The organism is Microbacterium aurugineum (genome assembly GCF_023101205.1).
Classification (GTDB): Bacteria; Actinomycetota; Actinomycetes; order Actinomycetales; family Microbacteriaceae; genus Microbacterium; species Microbacterium aurugineum.
Map to the genome: position 1 here is coordinate 549,683 of NZ_CP078078.1, position 13,720 is coordinate 563,402.

A 13,720-nucleotide genomic window follows, 5' to 3' on the forward strand; every position below is an offset into this window, starting at 1 on the left:
TGCGGGAGGGCAGGGATCACTGACCGCCGAAGCCGCTGGTCGCGACTCCCTTGACGATCTGCTTCTGGAAGATGATGAAGACGACGATCAGGGGCAGCGCCGCGAGCACGGCTTGCGCCATGACCTGTGCGTACTGCACGCCGTAGGCGCTGATCACGGTCTGCAGGCCGACCGGCAGCGTCATGAGCGTCGTGTCGTTGATGACCAGGAACGGCCAGAGGAAGTTGTTCCAGGCGCTGATGAACACGAAGATCGCCACCGACGCCATGATCGGACGGGACAGCGGGAGCACGATCGACCAGAAGATCCGGAACCGTCCGGCGCCGTCGACCCGTGCCGCATCTTCGAGCTCGATCGGGATGGCGTCGAAGAACCGCTTCAGGATGAACACCATCGCGGGAGCCACGACCTGCGGCAGGATCAGCCCCGCGTAGGTGTCGACCAGGTTGAACGCGAGCATCTCGTAGAACAGCGGGATGATCAGCACCTGGGGCGGGACGACGATGGAGGCGATGATCGCCACGAACAACCACTTGCGGCCGGTGAAGTCCAGGCGGGAGAAGGCATAGGCCGCGAGTGCGGAGATGGCCAGCGTGATCACCGTGATCGCGACGGACGTGAGCAGGCTGTTGAGAGCCCACACGTAGACGTTGCCCTGCGAGAGGATCGCCGTGAACGCCTCGATCGTGGGTCCGCTGGCGCCGATCCAGCCCGGATCGCCGGAGGCGGCATCCGTCTCGGTCTTGAACGCGGTCGCGACCGCCCAGAGGAAGGGCAGCAGCCAGCCGACCGCGAGGAGCAGCAGCACGACGAAAGCGGCGATGCGGAGTGGGCCGAAGGGGTTCTGGCCGGGAAGACGCGGCCGCCGAGGACGACGGCTCGATGCCGTCGTGATCGTCTCGGTGGCAGTGGGGACGACGGGGGATGCGGTGGCGGTGGACATCAGAGCTGCTCCTTCCGGCGGCGCGTGATCAGGGCCTGCGCGACGCCGAGGATGACGATGAGGGCGAAGAACACGTAGGAGATGGCGGCCGAGTAGCCGAACCGGTAGCTGACGAAACCGGCCTCGTAGATGTACTGCACGATGGAGCGGGTGGTGTCGCTCGCGACCCCGCCGAGCATCTGATACGCCTGGTCGAACAGCTTGAGCGAGGCGAGGATCTGCAGGATCAGGATGAGGACGGTCGCCGGGCCGAGCTGGGGGAGGGTGATCGACCAGAACTGTCGCCAGGCGCCGGCGCCGTCGAGGGAAGCGGCCTCGTACTGCTGCGGCGGGATGTTCTGCATCGCGGCGAGGTACAGCAGGAAGTTGAAGCCCACCGTCCACCACACGGTGGCGATCACGATCGACAGCATGTTCGTGTCGGGATTCTGCAGCCAGGCGAGCGGTTCGAGACCGAAGAACTCGAGGATGTTGTTGGCCGCGCCCACCTGGGGGTTGAAGATCCAGACCCAGATCTGCGAGATCACGGTCGAGGCGAGCAGGAACGGCATGAAGAACGAGAGGCGCCACAGCCATTGTCCCGGGATGCCGCGGTCGACGAGAGCCGCCATCGCGAGGGCGACCACGACGAGAGGCACCGTGGAGAGCAGCGTGAACCAGACGGTGTTGCCCATCGACTGCCACATCTTCGGGTCGCCGAACGCCTCGGCGTAGTTGGCGAAGCCGATGAACGCGCCGCCGGCCCCGGTGAGGGACTGGTCGGTGAAGCTGAGGATGATGCCGTGGATGATGGGCCAGACGAGGAACAGGACGAAGGCCACGAGGAACGGCGCGAGGAAGGCCCAGCTGATGAGCTGTTCGCGGTTGCGCGAGCCGGCGCGGCGACCCCGCGGGGTGGTGCGGGACCCGGTGACGATGGTGCGCGTGGAATCGGTGAGCGCGGTCATGATCCGAACGTCCCCTCGGGGTCTGCCGGGTTCGGCTGTCGGAGCAGGGTGTTGACCCGCGCCTCGAAGCGGTCGATCGCGGTCGCCGGGTCGTCGCCCGAGAGCAGCACACCCTGGACGGCCGCGCCGAACTCGGACTGGAAGTTCGAACCGGACCCGGTGAACCATGCGGTCGGGTCGTACACGACGTGCTGGGCCGCGTCGGCGTAGTTCGCCTGGGGGATCAGGTCCGCGTACTCCGGGGATTCGGTCACGGGGAGGAATGCGGGGATGTGCCCGGCCTCGGCCCACCCGAAGGAGTTCTTGAGCATGTCGGCCACGAACTCGTAGGTGAGATCGCGTCGGACCGGGTCGGCGTGGGACTGATGCGGGAGCACGAACGAGTGGGAGTCGGCGTAGACCGCCGGTGTGCCGAACAGCGTGGGGATCATCGTCGCGTCGAACGGGATCCCGGCGGCCTGCATGGTGCGGAGTTCCCAGACACCGGTGAACAGCATGCCGCTCTTGCCGGTGGCGAACTCGGCGATGGCGCTGCCGTAGTCGGCCTGTGCCAGGGCGATCTCCCCGTCGAGCAGGGTGCGCATCAGAGACAGTGATTCGACGGCGACGTCCTTGTCGATCGTCGCGGGCCCGCCCGGAGGGAGTTCCATGGCCGCGCCGTGCTGCGAGTAGAAGGTGTAGAACAGGCGCCACATCTGGGCGCCGTCGCCGAGGTAGCCGTAGGACAGCGCATGCCCCTCGGCAGAGCCCCCGATTGCGCGCAACTGGTCGAGGAACTCCTCGGGAGAAGACGTCTCTGCCAATGCCCCGTCGCTGTCCAGGACGCCTGCGGCGTCACAGATGTCGGTGTTGAACATCATCACGAAGGGGTGGGCGTCGAGGGCGACGCTGTACATGTCCCTCCCCACGAAGCCCTTCTCCCAGATCGGAGCGGGGAAGGTCGAGCTGTCGACGCCGAGCTCGGCGAGGCGGTCGAGGTCCCAGGGGTCGAGGAGACCACCCGGGGCCCAGCCGACGGTGCGGGTCGCATGCATGATGGCGACATCGGGGGCGCGACCACCGGCACCCGCCATCGCGAGTTTCGTGTAGTACGGAGTGCCCCACGCAAGCACGGTCGGGCGGATGCGGAAGGCGCTCTGTGCACCGTTCACCTCATCCAACAGCTGCGACATGGTGACACCGTCGCCTCCGCTGAGCAGGTGCCAGAACTGCAGGGTCTGCGGGCCGGTGGCGGATGCCGCACCGGGAGCGCACCCGCTGAGCAGGGCCGCGCCGGCGGCGAGGGAGGTGGCAGCGAGGAACTGCCTTCTGGACAGATCGAGCGGGGGCGTCATCGTCACTCCTTCGTGACAGGGCTGGTGGACGACTCATCATTACATCGATGTAATCGGATGTGCAAGCATCGATCGCGCTCCGATGCCGGCGGAGGTCAGGGGCGGTAGCCGGCCGGGCGGCCCTCCGTGCTCGCGCGTTCCAGGAGGTGGTGCGAGAGGGTGAGTGCCCGCGGCGGAGCCGTGCGGTCGTCCATGCGGGACTCCAGCAGGCCGAGTGCCGCGATCGCGAACGCCTGTCGATCGAACGCGATCGAGGTCAGTGCCGGGGAGGTGAACCGCGAGAACTCGACATCGTCGAAGCCGGTCACGATGACGTCGTGCGGCACTCGGATGCCGTTGTCGTGCAGGGTGTGCAGAGCCCCGAGCGCGAGCGAATCCGTGAATGCCACGATCGCGTCGAAGGGCACACGGCGATCGAGCAGGACACGCACCGCCTCCGCGCCACCGGCCATCGACCAGGGCAGACGATTGATCTCGAGGGCAGTATCCCGGGCGATGCCCGCTTCGCGGAGCGCATCGTGCACGCCCTCGAGGCGCAGCCGGCTCGTGGCCGTCGCGATCGACGGATCGTCGTCGGCGCCGACCACCGCGACCCGTGTCGCGCCGCGGGCCAGCACATGCCGCGTCGCGTCGGCGGCAGCCTGTCGGCTGTCGATGCGCACATGGTCGGCACGGTTCTGCTCCACCTCGCCGATCACCACCAGCGGCGGAAGGCGGTCGGCGTACTTCAGCACGCTGTCCTCGAGGCGGATGGGGTTGAGGATGAGGCCGTCGACCAGGTGCGCGCGGGCGCGGGAGACCAACTCCTTCTCACGCTCGGGCTCTGATGCCGTCTCCTCGATCTGTACGGCGAGGCCTTTGCCGTGCGCAGCCTCGACGATGCGATGCACGAGCTCTGCCGAGAATGCGGTCGCGAGATCGGGGAGGGCGACGGCGATGATCCCGGAGCGCCCCTTGCGCAGTCCCCGCGCGCTGAGGTTGGGAACGAAGTCGAGCTGCGCCATCGCGGACTCGACCTTGGCCCGAGTGCTCTCATTGACGGGAACCGTGCCGGTCACGACGTTCGACACCGTCTTGGGGGAGACCCCGGCGAGGGCCGCGACGTCCTTCATGGTGGCGCGGGGCGGCGGCAGCGCTGTCATCCGGTCAGCCTAGCGCCGAGACTGGCATACGCGGAGTACATCGATGTAGTCGATCGATGGGTGGCTATCATGGCGCAATGAGCAGCGAGCGCAACTGGGCAGGCAACCTGACGTACCGGGCCTCGGCGGTCGCGCACCCCGAGTCCGTCGACGAACTCGGCGCCCTGCTCGCGCAGGGCGGGCCGGTGCGCGTGCTCGGCTCACGACACTGCTTCAACGACATCGCCGACACCGAAGGCGTGCTCCTCGCGCTCGACCGTCTGCCCTCGGTGTTCGAGGTGAACGCCGACCGGACGGCCGTGCGGGTCTCCGGTGCCGCGCGCTACGGCGACATCGCGCCCCTGCTCGACGCGGAGGGGCTCGCGCTCGCCAATCTGGCCTCACTCCCGCACATCTCCGTCGCCGGAGCGGTGGCCACCGGCACGCACGGTTCCGGCGACGCCATCGGTTCGCTCGCGAGCGCGGTCCGAGGCCTCACGATCCTCACGCCCTCCGGCGAGACCCGCAGGCTGGAGCGGGGCGACGCCGACTTCGACGGCGCGGTCGTGAGCCTCGGGGCTCTCGGTGCGGTCCTCGATGTGACGCTCGACGTCGAGCCGACCTACGAGATCGCTCAGCACGTCTTCGAGCATCCGGACTGGGACGCGGTGCTCGCCGACTTCGACGAGGTCACCTCGATCGGCACCAGTGTGAGCCTGTTCTCGACGTGGGAGCGCACCGATGTGATCGACCAGATCTGGGTCAAGCAGCGTCTGCCCGAAGCGCGCGAGGCCGCCCGGGTGTCCCTGTTCGAACGGCTCGGAGCCGTCGCTGCCGTGAGCAAGCGGCATCCCATCCTGGGCGTCGACCCCATCGCCTGCACCGAACAGCTCGGGGTCGCCGGGCCGTGGTTCGAGCGGCTGCCGCATTTCCGCCTCGACTTCACCCCCTCGGCCGGCGCCGAGATCCAGAGCGAGTACCTCGTGCCGCGTGAGGATGCGGTGGCCGCGATCCAGGCCGTGCGGACCCTCGCGGGGCAGATCGCGCCCCTGCTGCTGGTGAACGAGATCCGCACCGTGCGCGCGGACAGTCTGTGGCTCAGCCCGTCGTCCGGGACGGATGTGGTCGGTCTCCACTTCACCTGGAAGCCGGACGAGGCGGCCGTGCGCGCTCTGCTGCCGACGATCGAGGCTGCGCTTCCCGCCACGGCGCGTCCGCACTGGGGCAAGGTGTTCACCCTCGACGGCGCCGAGACGCGCTCGCGATACACGCGCGGAGACGACTTCGCCGCGCTCGCCGCCCGCTACGACACGGACCGCCGCCTGGTGAACCCCTACCTGGAGCGGCTCGGCCTCTAGTCCGCTCGCGTCCCGCCCCTGCGCGCTCCGGTCCGTCCGGTCCCAGCACGGTCCCCGTGGCTTCCGGTCGCGATATGGCAGCCGAAACAGCGTTTCTCGCTGCCATATCGCGACCGCAGCACCGGGCGTCGATCGGAGCACAGGCGTCGGGCGGAGCACAGGCGTCGGCCGGAGCACAGGCGTCGGCCGGACGGCCGTCCGCTCACACGTGGTCGCGCCAGGAGTGCTGCGGGGCGTAGCCCAGGACGCGGCGGGCCTTGTCGATCGACAGCAGGGTCTCGTTCGGAGCCACCGCGCGGGTGACGGGCACGTCGGGGAAGACCTCGGCGAGCAGCTCGGCGTTGGGCCGCGACATCACGGTATCGGCCGCCGCGATGATGAACCGATCGAAGCCCACCGGCGCGTTCTCGAGCGCCCGCTCGATCGCCTGGGCCCCGTCGCGGGCATCGATGTAGCCCCACAGGTTCCACTTGCGGCGCAGCGCGTCGGTGTCGAAGTCGGGGAACTCCGCGTAGTCCTCCGGCACCATCACGTTGGAGAACCGCAGGGCCGTGATCGACAGCTCCGGCTGCCACCGCACCAGCTCGGTCGCCAGCTGCTCCTCGAGCGTCTTCACGAGCGAGTACACGGATTCCGGACGCGGCGGATACTCCTCGTCGACCGGCACGTAGGGAGGCGGCGCATCGAACGGCAGCCCCAGGACCGTCTCGCTCGAGGCGTAGACGATGCGACGGATCCCGAGCCGCACGGCGGCCCAGAACACGTTGAACGTCGCCGGCATGTTGTTGTGGAACGTGGCGACGTCGGTGCGGATGCCGGGGGCCGGGATCGCTCCGAGGTGCACCACCGCGTCGATGCCGTCGTGCGTGTCGTTCACTCCCGCGAAGGCGTCGACGACCTGGCCGTAGTCCGTCAGATCGACCTGTACGAAGTCGGGCTCTCGGGCCCCCACCACGTCCATGCCGATGACCTCGTGGCCGCGCGCACGGAGTTCCCGTGCCACGACGCGTCCGAGCTTGCCCGTTGAACCGGTGAGAGCGATGCGCATGTCACCAGGGTGCCATGCCGACGGAGTGGCGGACGCCCACGCCGTACACTCGTCGGCGTGAGTGACACGAGCAACGGCCGCGGCCGATCCATCGGCGTCCGTGACGTCGCCGCCCGGGCCGGGGTGTCTCGTCAGACCGTGTCGCGCGTCTTGAACGACCACCCGGACGTCGCTCCCGAGACGCAGGAGCGCGTGCGCGCGGCCATGGCGGAGCTCGGGTACCGCATGAACAACGCCGCCCGGGCGCTGGGCACCCGACGGTCCCGGACTCTCGGGGTGTTGGCGTCGGACGCCTTGCAGTACGGTCCGTCGCGGAGTCTTGCCGCGCTCGAGGCGTCGGCGCGGGAGGCCGGCTACTGGGTGAGTGCCGCGTTCGCCGACGCGGCGGATGCGGAGGCCGTGGTCGCCGCGGTCGATCACCTCGTCGTGCAGGGTGTGGAGGGGATCGTCGTCGTCGCCCCGCACGCGCAGACACTCGAGGCGCTCGCCGCGCTCCGGATCGGGGTGCCCGTCGTGACCCTGCACTCGGCCGGGCTCGGTGAGACGGGGCTGTCGGTGGATCAGGTCGCGGGTGCGCGGCTGGCGGTGGCCGCGCTCGCGGACGCCGGGCACACGCGGATCGCGCACCTCGCCGGGCCGACCGACTGGCTGGAGGCGGAGTCGCGCGCCGACGGATTCGCCGCGGAGCTCGCCGCCCGTGGCCTGACGCCCGGCCCCGTGATCGCGGGGGACTGGTCGGCCGGGTCGGGGCACGCCGCGGTCGAAGCGGTGCGACGGTCCGGCGTGACCGCGGTGTTCGCCGCGAACGACCAGATGGCGCTGGGGTTGCTGAGCGCCTTGCACGAGGCGGGGCTCGACGTCCCGGATGACGTGAGTGTCGTCGGGTTCGACGACACTCCTGACGCCGCCTACTACTGGCCCGCTCTCACGACCGTGCGCCAGGACTTCGACGAGTTGGCCCGGAGGGCTGTCGCTGCGGTGATCGGGGACGGAGCCGCGGCCCCCTCCGATCTCGCCGCCGTGGCGCCGGTGCTGGTCTCGCGCGCCTCCATCGCTCCTCCGCGCTGAGAGCTGCGCTCGCCGGGGCGGCGGGTTGACGGGTGCCGAGCAGCCGTGACAGACTTCCGTGACCGGTCACAGTGACCGGTCACGACAATCGAGGTAGCCGTGAGCGACGACGCCCCCACCTTCGCCCCCGACATCGAGAGGGCGATCGCCACCGTCCGCGCGGATGTGTCCCGCCTGCACGGCGAACTGGTCCGTTACGGGCTGGTCGTCTGGACCGGAGGCAACGTCTCCGGGCGTGTCCCCGGTGCCGATCTCTTCGTGATCAAGCCGTCCGGGGTGAGCTACGACGACCTCGCGCCCGAGAACATGATCCTGTGCGATCTCGACGGGAACGTGATCCCCGGTACCGAGGGCAGTGAACGCTCGCCCTCGAGCGACACCGCCGCGCACGCCTACGTCTATCGGCACATGCCGGAGGTCGGCGGAGTCGTGCACACGCACTCGCCCTATGCGGTCGCCTGGGCGGCGCGCGGCGAGGAGATCCCCTGCGTCATCACCGCCATGGCCGATGAGTTCGGCGGTCCGGTGCCGCTCGGGCCGTTCGCGATCATCGGCGACGACTCGATCGGTCGTGGCATCGTCGAGACCCTCAGCGGCCATCGGTCGCGGGCGGTGCTCATGCAGAACCATGGGCCGTTCACCATCGGCGCCGACGCGAAGGATGCGGTGAAGGCGGCGGTCATGGTGGAAGACGTCGCTCGCACCGTGCATCTCGCCCGGGAGGCGGGGCCCCTGATCCCGATTCCGCAGGCAGCGATCGACAGCCTCTACGAGCGCTACCAGCACGTCTACGGCCAGAGCACGGACTCCCGGCGATGAGCGCGCGCGACGACATCGCCGCCGGCCGCACGAGTCTCGGCATCGAATTGGGGTCGACGCGGATCAAAGCCTGCCTGGTCGGCTCGGACCCGGCCGAGGTGCTCGCCACCGGAACCTTCTCCTGGGAGAACCGCCTCGAAGACGGCCTGTGGACCTACGCGCTCGACGACGTCTGGACCGGCCTGCGAGCCGCATATGCCGGGCTCGTGGACGACGTCGAGCGGCGGCACGGCCTCCGCCCCGAGACGTTCGGGGCGATCGGCATCTCGGCGATGATGCACGGCTACCTCGCCCTCGACACCGACGGTGAGCTGCTCGTCCCGTTCCGCACCTGGCGCAACACGAACACGGGGCCCGCCGCCGCCGAGCTCCGCGCGGCTCTCGGGGTGAACATCCCGCTGCGCTGGTCGATCGCGCACCTGCATCAGGCCGTGATCGATGCGGAACCGCACCTGCCCCGCCTCGACTTCGTCACGACGCTCGCGGGGTACGTGCACCACGCACTGACCGGCGAGCGCGTCCTGGGGGTGGGCGACGCCTCGGGCATGTTCCCGATCGACGCGGCCACGGCCGACTACGACGCGGGGATGCTGCGGTCCTACACCGAGCTCGCGGGCGATCGGCTTCCCGCCTCGCTGACCGCGCTGCTCCCGGCGGTGCGGGTGGCGGGAGCAGCGGCAGGGACGCTCACCGACGACGGTGCCGCCCTCCTCGACCCCACCGGAGCGCTGCGGCCGGGCATCCCCCTGTGCCCGCCCGAGGGGGACGCTGGAACCGGGATGGTGGCGACGAACGCCGTGGCTCCGCGCACCGGAAACGTGAGTGCCGGCACGAGCATCTTCGCGATGGTCGTGCTGGAGCGGCCGCTGGCGGAGCAGCACGACGAACTCGACCTCGTCACCACCCCGGCGGGAGACGCCGTGGCGATGGTGCACTGCAACAACGGGGCCAGTGAGCTCGCCGCGTGGGCGGGGCTGTTCGGACGCTTCGCCGCAGCGGCGGGGCAGCCTCTCGACGAGGACGCCGTGTTCGACGTGCTGTTCCGCGAGGCACTGGCAGGAGAAGCCGACGCCGGCGGGCTGCTCGCCTACAACCACCTGGCCGGAGAGCCGATCGCCGGGCTCGCCGCCGGGCGACCGCTGTTCGTCCGCACGCCCGACAGCGACTTCCACCTCGCCAACTTCGTGCGTGCGCAGGTGTACGGCGTGTTCGGCACCCTCGCCCTGGGCATGCAGATGCTGACCGCGGAGGGCGTGGAGCTGGACAGGATGCTCGCCCACGGAGGCATGTTCCGCACCGCCGGGGTCGCCCAGCGGTTCCTCGCCGGGGCGCTCGCGGCTCCGGTCGCGGTCGGCGACCTGGCCTCGGAAGGCGGGGCATGGGGCATCGCGGTGCTCGCTTCCTACCTCGCCGCGGCCGACGAGTTCACGCTGGGGGACTACCTCGACCAGCGGGTCTTCGCCTCGGCATCCGTCGCTGTCGTCGACCCTGATCCGGCGGACGTCGCCGGCTTCTCGTCCTACCTCGATCGCTACCGCGCGGGTCTGGCCGTCGAGGCTGCGGCCGTCGCATCCCTCTGACGCATCTGCGCTTCACTCGAAAGGCACGCCCCATGGCTCTCACCACCTCGCTCGACGGCTACGAAGTCTGGTTCCTCACCGGCAGCCAGCATCTCTACGGTCCCGAGACGCTCGCGCAGGTCGCGGCGCAGTCCCAGGAGATCGCCCGGCTGCTGGATGAGTCCGCCGAGATCCCGGTGCGCATCGTCTGGAAGCCGGTGCTCACGGATGCGGCGGCCATCAAGCGGACGGCGCTCGAAGCCAACGCCGATGATCGGGTGATCGGTCTCGTCGCCTGGATGCACACCTTCAGCCCCGCGAAGATGTGGATCGCCGGCCTCGACGCCCTGCGCAAGCCCCTCGCCCATCTGCACACGCAGGCGAACGTCGAGCTGCCCTGGGCCGACATCGACTTCGACTTCATGAACCTGAACCAGGCCGCGCACGGCGACCGCGAGTTCGGATACATCCAGACGCGCCTGGGCGTGCCGCGCAAGACCATCGTGGGGCATGCTTCCGACCCGCGCGTGCGCCGGGAGCTCGGCACCTGGCAGCGTGCGGCCGCCGGGCTGGCGGCATCCCGCGATCTGAAGCTCGCCCGTTTCGGGGACAACATGCGATTCGTCGCCGTGACCGAGGGTGACAAGACCGAGGCGGAACTGCGCTTCGGCGTGCAGGTCAACACCTGGGGTGTGAACGAGCTGGCGGATGCCGTCGCGGCAGCATCCGACGGTGAGATCGACGCGCTGGTCGCCGAGTACGAGGAACTGTACGAGGTCGCCCCCGAGCTCCGACGCGGCGGCGACCGGCACTCCTCGCTGCGCGACGGTGCCGCGATCGAGCTCGGGCTCCGGTCCTTCTTGGAGGAGGGCGGCTTCAGCGCCTTCACGACCTCGTTCGAAGATCTGGGCGCCCTGACGCAGCTGCCGGGTCTCGCAGTGCAGAGACTGATGGCGGAGGGCTATGGCTTCGGCGCCGAGGGAGACTGGAAGACCGCGGTGCTCGTGCGCATCGCCAACGTCATGGGCTCCGGTCTCCCCGGTGGCGCGAGCCTGATGGAGGACTACACCTACGACATGACGCCCGGCGACGAGCTGATCCTCGGCGCCCACATGCTCGAGGTCTCGCCGTCGCTGACCACCGCGAAGCCCACGCTCGAGATCCATCCGCTCGGTATCGGCGGCAAGGACGACCCGGTGCGACTCGTCTTCACAGCGGACCCGGGGCCCGCGGTCGTCGTCGCCCTCAGCGACATGCGCGACCGTTTCCGTCTCACCGCGAACGTGGTCGAGAACGTGCCACCGCGCGCCGCGCTGCCCAAGCTCCCGGTCGGGCGTGCTGTCTGGAAGCCGCAACCGGACTTCACCACCAGTGCTGCCGCGTGGCTGACGGCGGGGGCCGCACACCACACCGTCATGTCGACCGCGGTCGGCATCGAGGCGTTCCGCGACTTCGCCGAGATGGCAGAGGTCGAGCTGCTGGTGATCGACGACAGCACGACGCTGCCGGAGTTCCAGAAGCAGGTGCGCTGGAATCAGGCGTACTACCGCCTGGCGCAGGGGCTCTGATGGTGGCGTCTCGCTCCGGTCGACAACGGCGTCTCACCGGCCACGGTTATGCGGCGGAGATCGCGAGCGTCGGCGCTACTCTCCGGACGCTGACGTTCGACGGGCGCGACCTGGTGGTCCCCTTCGATGCGGATGAGGTGCGCCCGGCCTATCGTGGGGCGACACTCGCTCCCTGGCCCAACCGCATCGTCGACGGACGCTACCGGTTCGCCGGTGCCGAGCACCAGCTGGCACTGACCGAACCGGAGCGCGGCCAAGCCCTCCATGGACTCCTCGTCTGGGTGGAGTTCGAAGATCGCCTCGTAAGCGAGGATCGCGTCTCACTGGCCGCTGTGATCGAGCCTCAGGCCGGCTACCCGTTCCGCATCGAGGTCGAGGTCGACTATCGCCTCGATGCCGATGGACTGCACCAGACCGTTGCGGCGCGCAACCTCGGTCCGGATACGGCGCCGTGGGGTACCGGACCGCATCCTTACCTCGTGGCCGGGCCCGGACGCGTGGATGACTGGACGCTCACCCTTCCGGCATCCGAGGTTCTGACGGTGACCCCGGAGCGGCTGAGCCCGGTCACCGTGGAGTCCGTGACGGAGCACCCGGAATGGGACTTCCGCGAGGGGAGGCGGATCGATGATGTGTTCATCGACCACGCGTTCACCTCGCTCGCTCGTGCGGACGAGATCGCGGAGGTCCGCGTCGTGACAGCTGCGGGGGAGGGCGTCGGGATCGCGTGGGACCGGCGGTGCCCGTGGGTGCAGGTGCATACCGCCGACACCCCCGCCGTTGCGTCGACCCATCGCATCGGGCTCGCGGTCGAACCGATGACGTGTCCTCCCGATGCCTTCAACTCCGGCGTCGACCTGGTGACCCTGGCGCCGGGTGAGGCGCACGCCGCCTCGTGGCGGATCTTCGGGATCTAACGTCCAGCGGCCTCCGGTCGCGAAAACGCATGGCTCCCGGCTCAATTCGGTGCCATTCCGCGACCGGAGCGAAGGGCGGCACGTACGCGATGCACGAGCACCTCGGGCTGAGCGAGCAGAGGCGCCGTCACCTCGATCACCGTCCACCCCGCCGCACGCAGCGCCGCGGCACGCTCGACGTCCGCCGCCCACTGCGCGCCGTGCATCATGCCGTGGTACTCGATGAGCACCCGGTGTCGGCGGTAGACGAGGTCACCGCAGGCCAGGAAGACACCATCCTCGAAGATGTCGACGTTGAGCTCGGGCTCCGGCAGTCCGGCCTGGACCAGGAGGCAGCGCACCCGACTCTCACGCGGCGACCAGGAGTCCTCGCGGATCAGAGGGAGCGCTTCCCTCAGGTTGCGGATTCCGACGCGGCGCCCTGAGCTCAGGGCAGCTTCGAGCGCAGCGATCGTCGTTAGCGGTGCCCGCCCCGGTGTAGGGCGACCATGACCGGAGCGCCAGGCGCGGCAGAAGTAGTCGCCGAGTGCGACGAGATCGAAGATGGGCAGTCGACCGAGAGCGGCCCAGGTGGTCGCGGGATCCGAGAGACGGATGCCCTCGAGGTGCGTCGTGGCCGTGCGATCCTCCTTCCCGCGATGCCTGACCACGCCGCGGACCCGGGATAGTGGGCCCGTGCCGATCGTGGTGACATGCACGCCGAGCGCGTCCGCCTCCGCGATAGCCCCCTCCAGGGTGCGGGTCAGGGGCAAGGGAGCACCCCAGAGCGCAGCCGCCGATTCATGGCTGATGTGCTGCCGCTCGTGCATGCGGTGGGCGTAGGCCCGGGCGGCGGTGACACGCGCATCCCGTTGGCGTCGGTACGGGTCCGGCTGTTCTGAGCGGTCTGGAGGGAGTCGCCGCCGTACGGCCGGGAACGGGCGCTCCAGATCGTCGGCGCTGAGTCGGCCTCGTCCGACCCCCGCGCGATGTGCGGCTCGCAGACTGAAACTGTCGCCGAGGTTCGGAGGAAGGGGGTCTCGTGTGCGTCCCATCCCT

The 13,720-nt window shown here is 69.6% G+C and carries 12 protein-coding genes; 6 read left to right on the forward strand and 6 right to left on the reverse strand.

The window, feature by feature from the left end; all coding sequences use genetic code 11:
• Positions 1 to 16 precede the first annotated feature (16 nt).
• From KV397_RS02630 to KV397_RS02645, 4 genes are all read right to left on the reverse strand, one after another.
• Positions 17 to 943: a carbohydrate ABC transporter permease gene (locus tag KV397_RS02630; protein WP_134352191.1), complete on the reverse strand. Its 927-nt coding sequence runs from the start codon at positions 941 to 943 to the stop codon at positions 17 to 19.
• Positions 943 to 1,890, reverse strand: a complete 948-nt coding sequence (locus tag KV397_RS02635; protein ID WP_047524280.1) for a carbohydrate ABC transporter permease — start codon at positions 1,888 to 1,890, stop codon at positions 943 to 945. Before KV397_RS02635 ends, KV397_RS02630 begins: the two co-directional genes overlap by 1 nt.
• Entirely contained in the window at positions 1,887 to 3,224 is a 1,338-nt protein-coding gene (locus tag KV397_RS02640; protein ID WP_261812103.1) for an extracellular solute-binding protein, read from the reverse strand. Before KV397_RS02640 ends, KV397_RS02635 begins: the two co-directional genes overlap by 4 nt.
• Positions 3,225 to 3,319: 95 nt before the next feature.
• A complete protein-coding gene (locus KV397_RS02645; RefSeq protein ID WP_047524282.1) occupies positions 3,320 to 4,366 on the reverse strand; it encodes a LacI family DNA-binding transcriptional regulator in 1,047 nt (348 codons plus the stop codon).
• A 77-nt stretch (positions 4,367 to 4,443) separates the two neighbouring features.
• Between KV397_RS02645 and KV397_RS02650 the strand changes: the two genes are divergently transcribed.
• Complete coding sequence (locus KV397_RS02650; RefSeq protein WP_261812104.1) at positions 4,444 to 5,703, forward strand: FAD-binding protein; 1,260 nt, start codon at positions 4,444 to 4,446, stop codon at positions 5,701 to 5,703.
• 202 nt (positions 5,704 to 5,905) lie between these two features.
• Here KV397_RS02650 and KV397_RS02655 read toward each other — a convergent pair whose 3' ends face one another.
• On the reverse strand, positions 5,906 to 6,751 hold the full coding sequence (locus tag KV397_RS02655; RefSeq protein WP_261812105.1) for an NAD-dependent epimerase/dehydratase family protein: 846 nt from the start codon (positions 6,749 to 6,751) through the stop codon (positions 5,906 to 5,908).
• A gap of 57 nt (positions 6,752 to 6,808) precedes the next feature.
• Between KV397_RS02655 and KV397_RS02660 the strand changes: the two genes are divergently transcribed.
• From KV397_RS02660 to KV397_RS02680, 5 genes are all read left to right on the forward strand, one after another.
• Positions 6,809 to 7,819, forward strand: coding sequence for a LacI family DNA-binding transcriptional regulator (locus KV397_RS02660; protein ID WP_153242897.1), 1,011 nt, complete (start codon positions 6,809 to 6,811; stop codon positions 7,817 to 7,819).
• A 99-nt stretch (positions 7,820 to 7,918) separates the two neighbouring features.
• The gene (locus tag KV397_RS02665; RefSeq protein ID WP_047524423.1) at positions 7,919 to 8,638 is read left to right on the forward strand and encodes an L-ribulose-5-phosphate 4-epimerase; all 720 of its coding nucleotides are present in this window, start codon (positions 7,919 to 7,921) and stop codon (positions 8,636 to 8,638) included.
• Positions 8,635 to 10,218: a xylulokinase gene (locus KV397_RS02670; protein WP_261812106.1), complete on the forward strand. Its 1,584-nt coding sequence runs from the start codon at positions 8,635 to 8,637 to the stop codon at positions 10,216 to 10,218. The genes KV397_RS02665 and KV397_RS02670 overlap by 4 nt, the downstream gene beginning before the upstream one ends.
• Positions 10,219 to 10,250: 32 nt before the next feature.
• Positions 10,251 to 11,765, forward strand: a complete 1,515-nt coding sequence (araA, locus tag KV397_RS02675; RefSeq protein ID WP_047524425.1) for an L-arabinose isomerase — start codon at positions 10,251 to 10,253, stop codon at positions 11,763 to 11,765.
• The gene (locus tag KV397_RS02680; RefSeq protein WP_261812107.1) at positions 11,765 to 12,682 is read left to right on the forward strand and encodes an aldose 1-epimerase family protein; all 918 of its coding nucleotides are present in this window, start codon (positions 11,765 to 11,767) and stop codon (positions 12,680 to 12,682) included. Before araA ends, KV397_RS02680 begins: the two co-directional genes overlap by 1 nt.
• Positions 12,683 to 12,723: 41 nt before the next feature.
• On the opposite strand, the gene KV397_RS02685 is transcribed toward KV397_RS02680, so the two are convergent.
• Positions 12,724 to 13,716, reverse strand: coding sequence for a DUF559 domain-containing protein (locus tag KV397_RS02685; RefSeq protein WP_261812108.1), 993 nt, complete (start codon positions 13,714 to 13,716; stop codon positions 12,724 to 12,726).
• Between the last annotated feature and the right edge of the window lie 4 nt (positions 13,717 to 13,720).

Excerpts from the sequence above, each read along its gene's own strand:
- KV397_RS02655 (WP_261812105.1), bottom strand. The coding sequence starts at position 6,751 with ATGCGCATCGCTCTCACCGGTTCAACGGGCAAGCTCGGACGCGTCGTG.
- KV397_RS02670 (WP_261812106.1), top strand. The coding sequence starts at position 8,635 with ATGAGCGCGCGCGACGACATCGCCGCCGGCCGCACGAGTCTCGGCATC.
- KV397_RS02680 (WP_261812107.1), top strand. The coding sequence starts at position 11,765 with ATGGTGGCGTCTCGCTCCGGTCGACAACGGCGTCTCACCGGCCACGGT.
- KV397_RS02635 (WP_047524280.1), bottom strand. The coding sequence starts at position 1,890 with ATGACCGCGCTCACCGATTCCACGCGCACCATCGTCACCGGGTCCCGC.
- KV397_RS02640 (WP_261812103.1), bottom strand. The coding sequence starts at position 3,224 with ATGACGCCCCCGCTCGATCTGTCCAGAAGGCAGTTCCTCGCTGCCACC.
- KV397_RS02645 (WP_047524282.1), bottom strand. The coding sequence starts at position 4,366 with ATGACAGCGCTGCCGCCGCCCCGCGCCACCATGAAGGACGTCGCGGCC.
- araA (WP_047524425.1), top strand. The coding sequence starts at position 10,251 with ATGGCTCTCACCACCTCGCTCGACGGCTACGAAGTCTGGTTCCTCACC.
- KV397_RS02630 (WP_134352191.1), bottom strand. The coding sequence starts at position 943 with ATGTCCACCGCCACCGCATCCCCCGTCGTCCCCACTGCCACCGAGACG.
- KV397_RS02650 (WP_261812104.1), top strand. The coding sequence starts at position 4,444 with ATGAGCAGCGAGCGCAACTGGGCAGGCAACCTGACGTACCGGGCCTCG.
- KV397_RS02685 (WP_261812108.1), bottom strand. The coding sequence starts at position 13,716 with ATGGGACGCACACGAGACCCCCTTCCTCCGAACCTCGGCGACAGTTTC.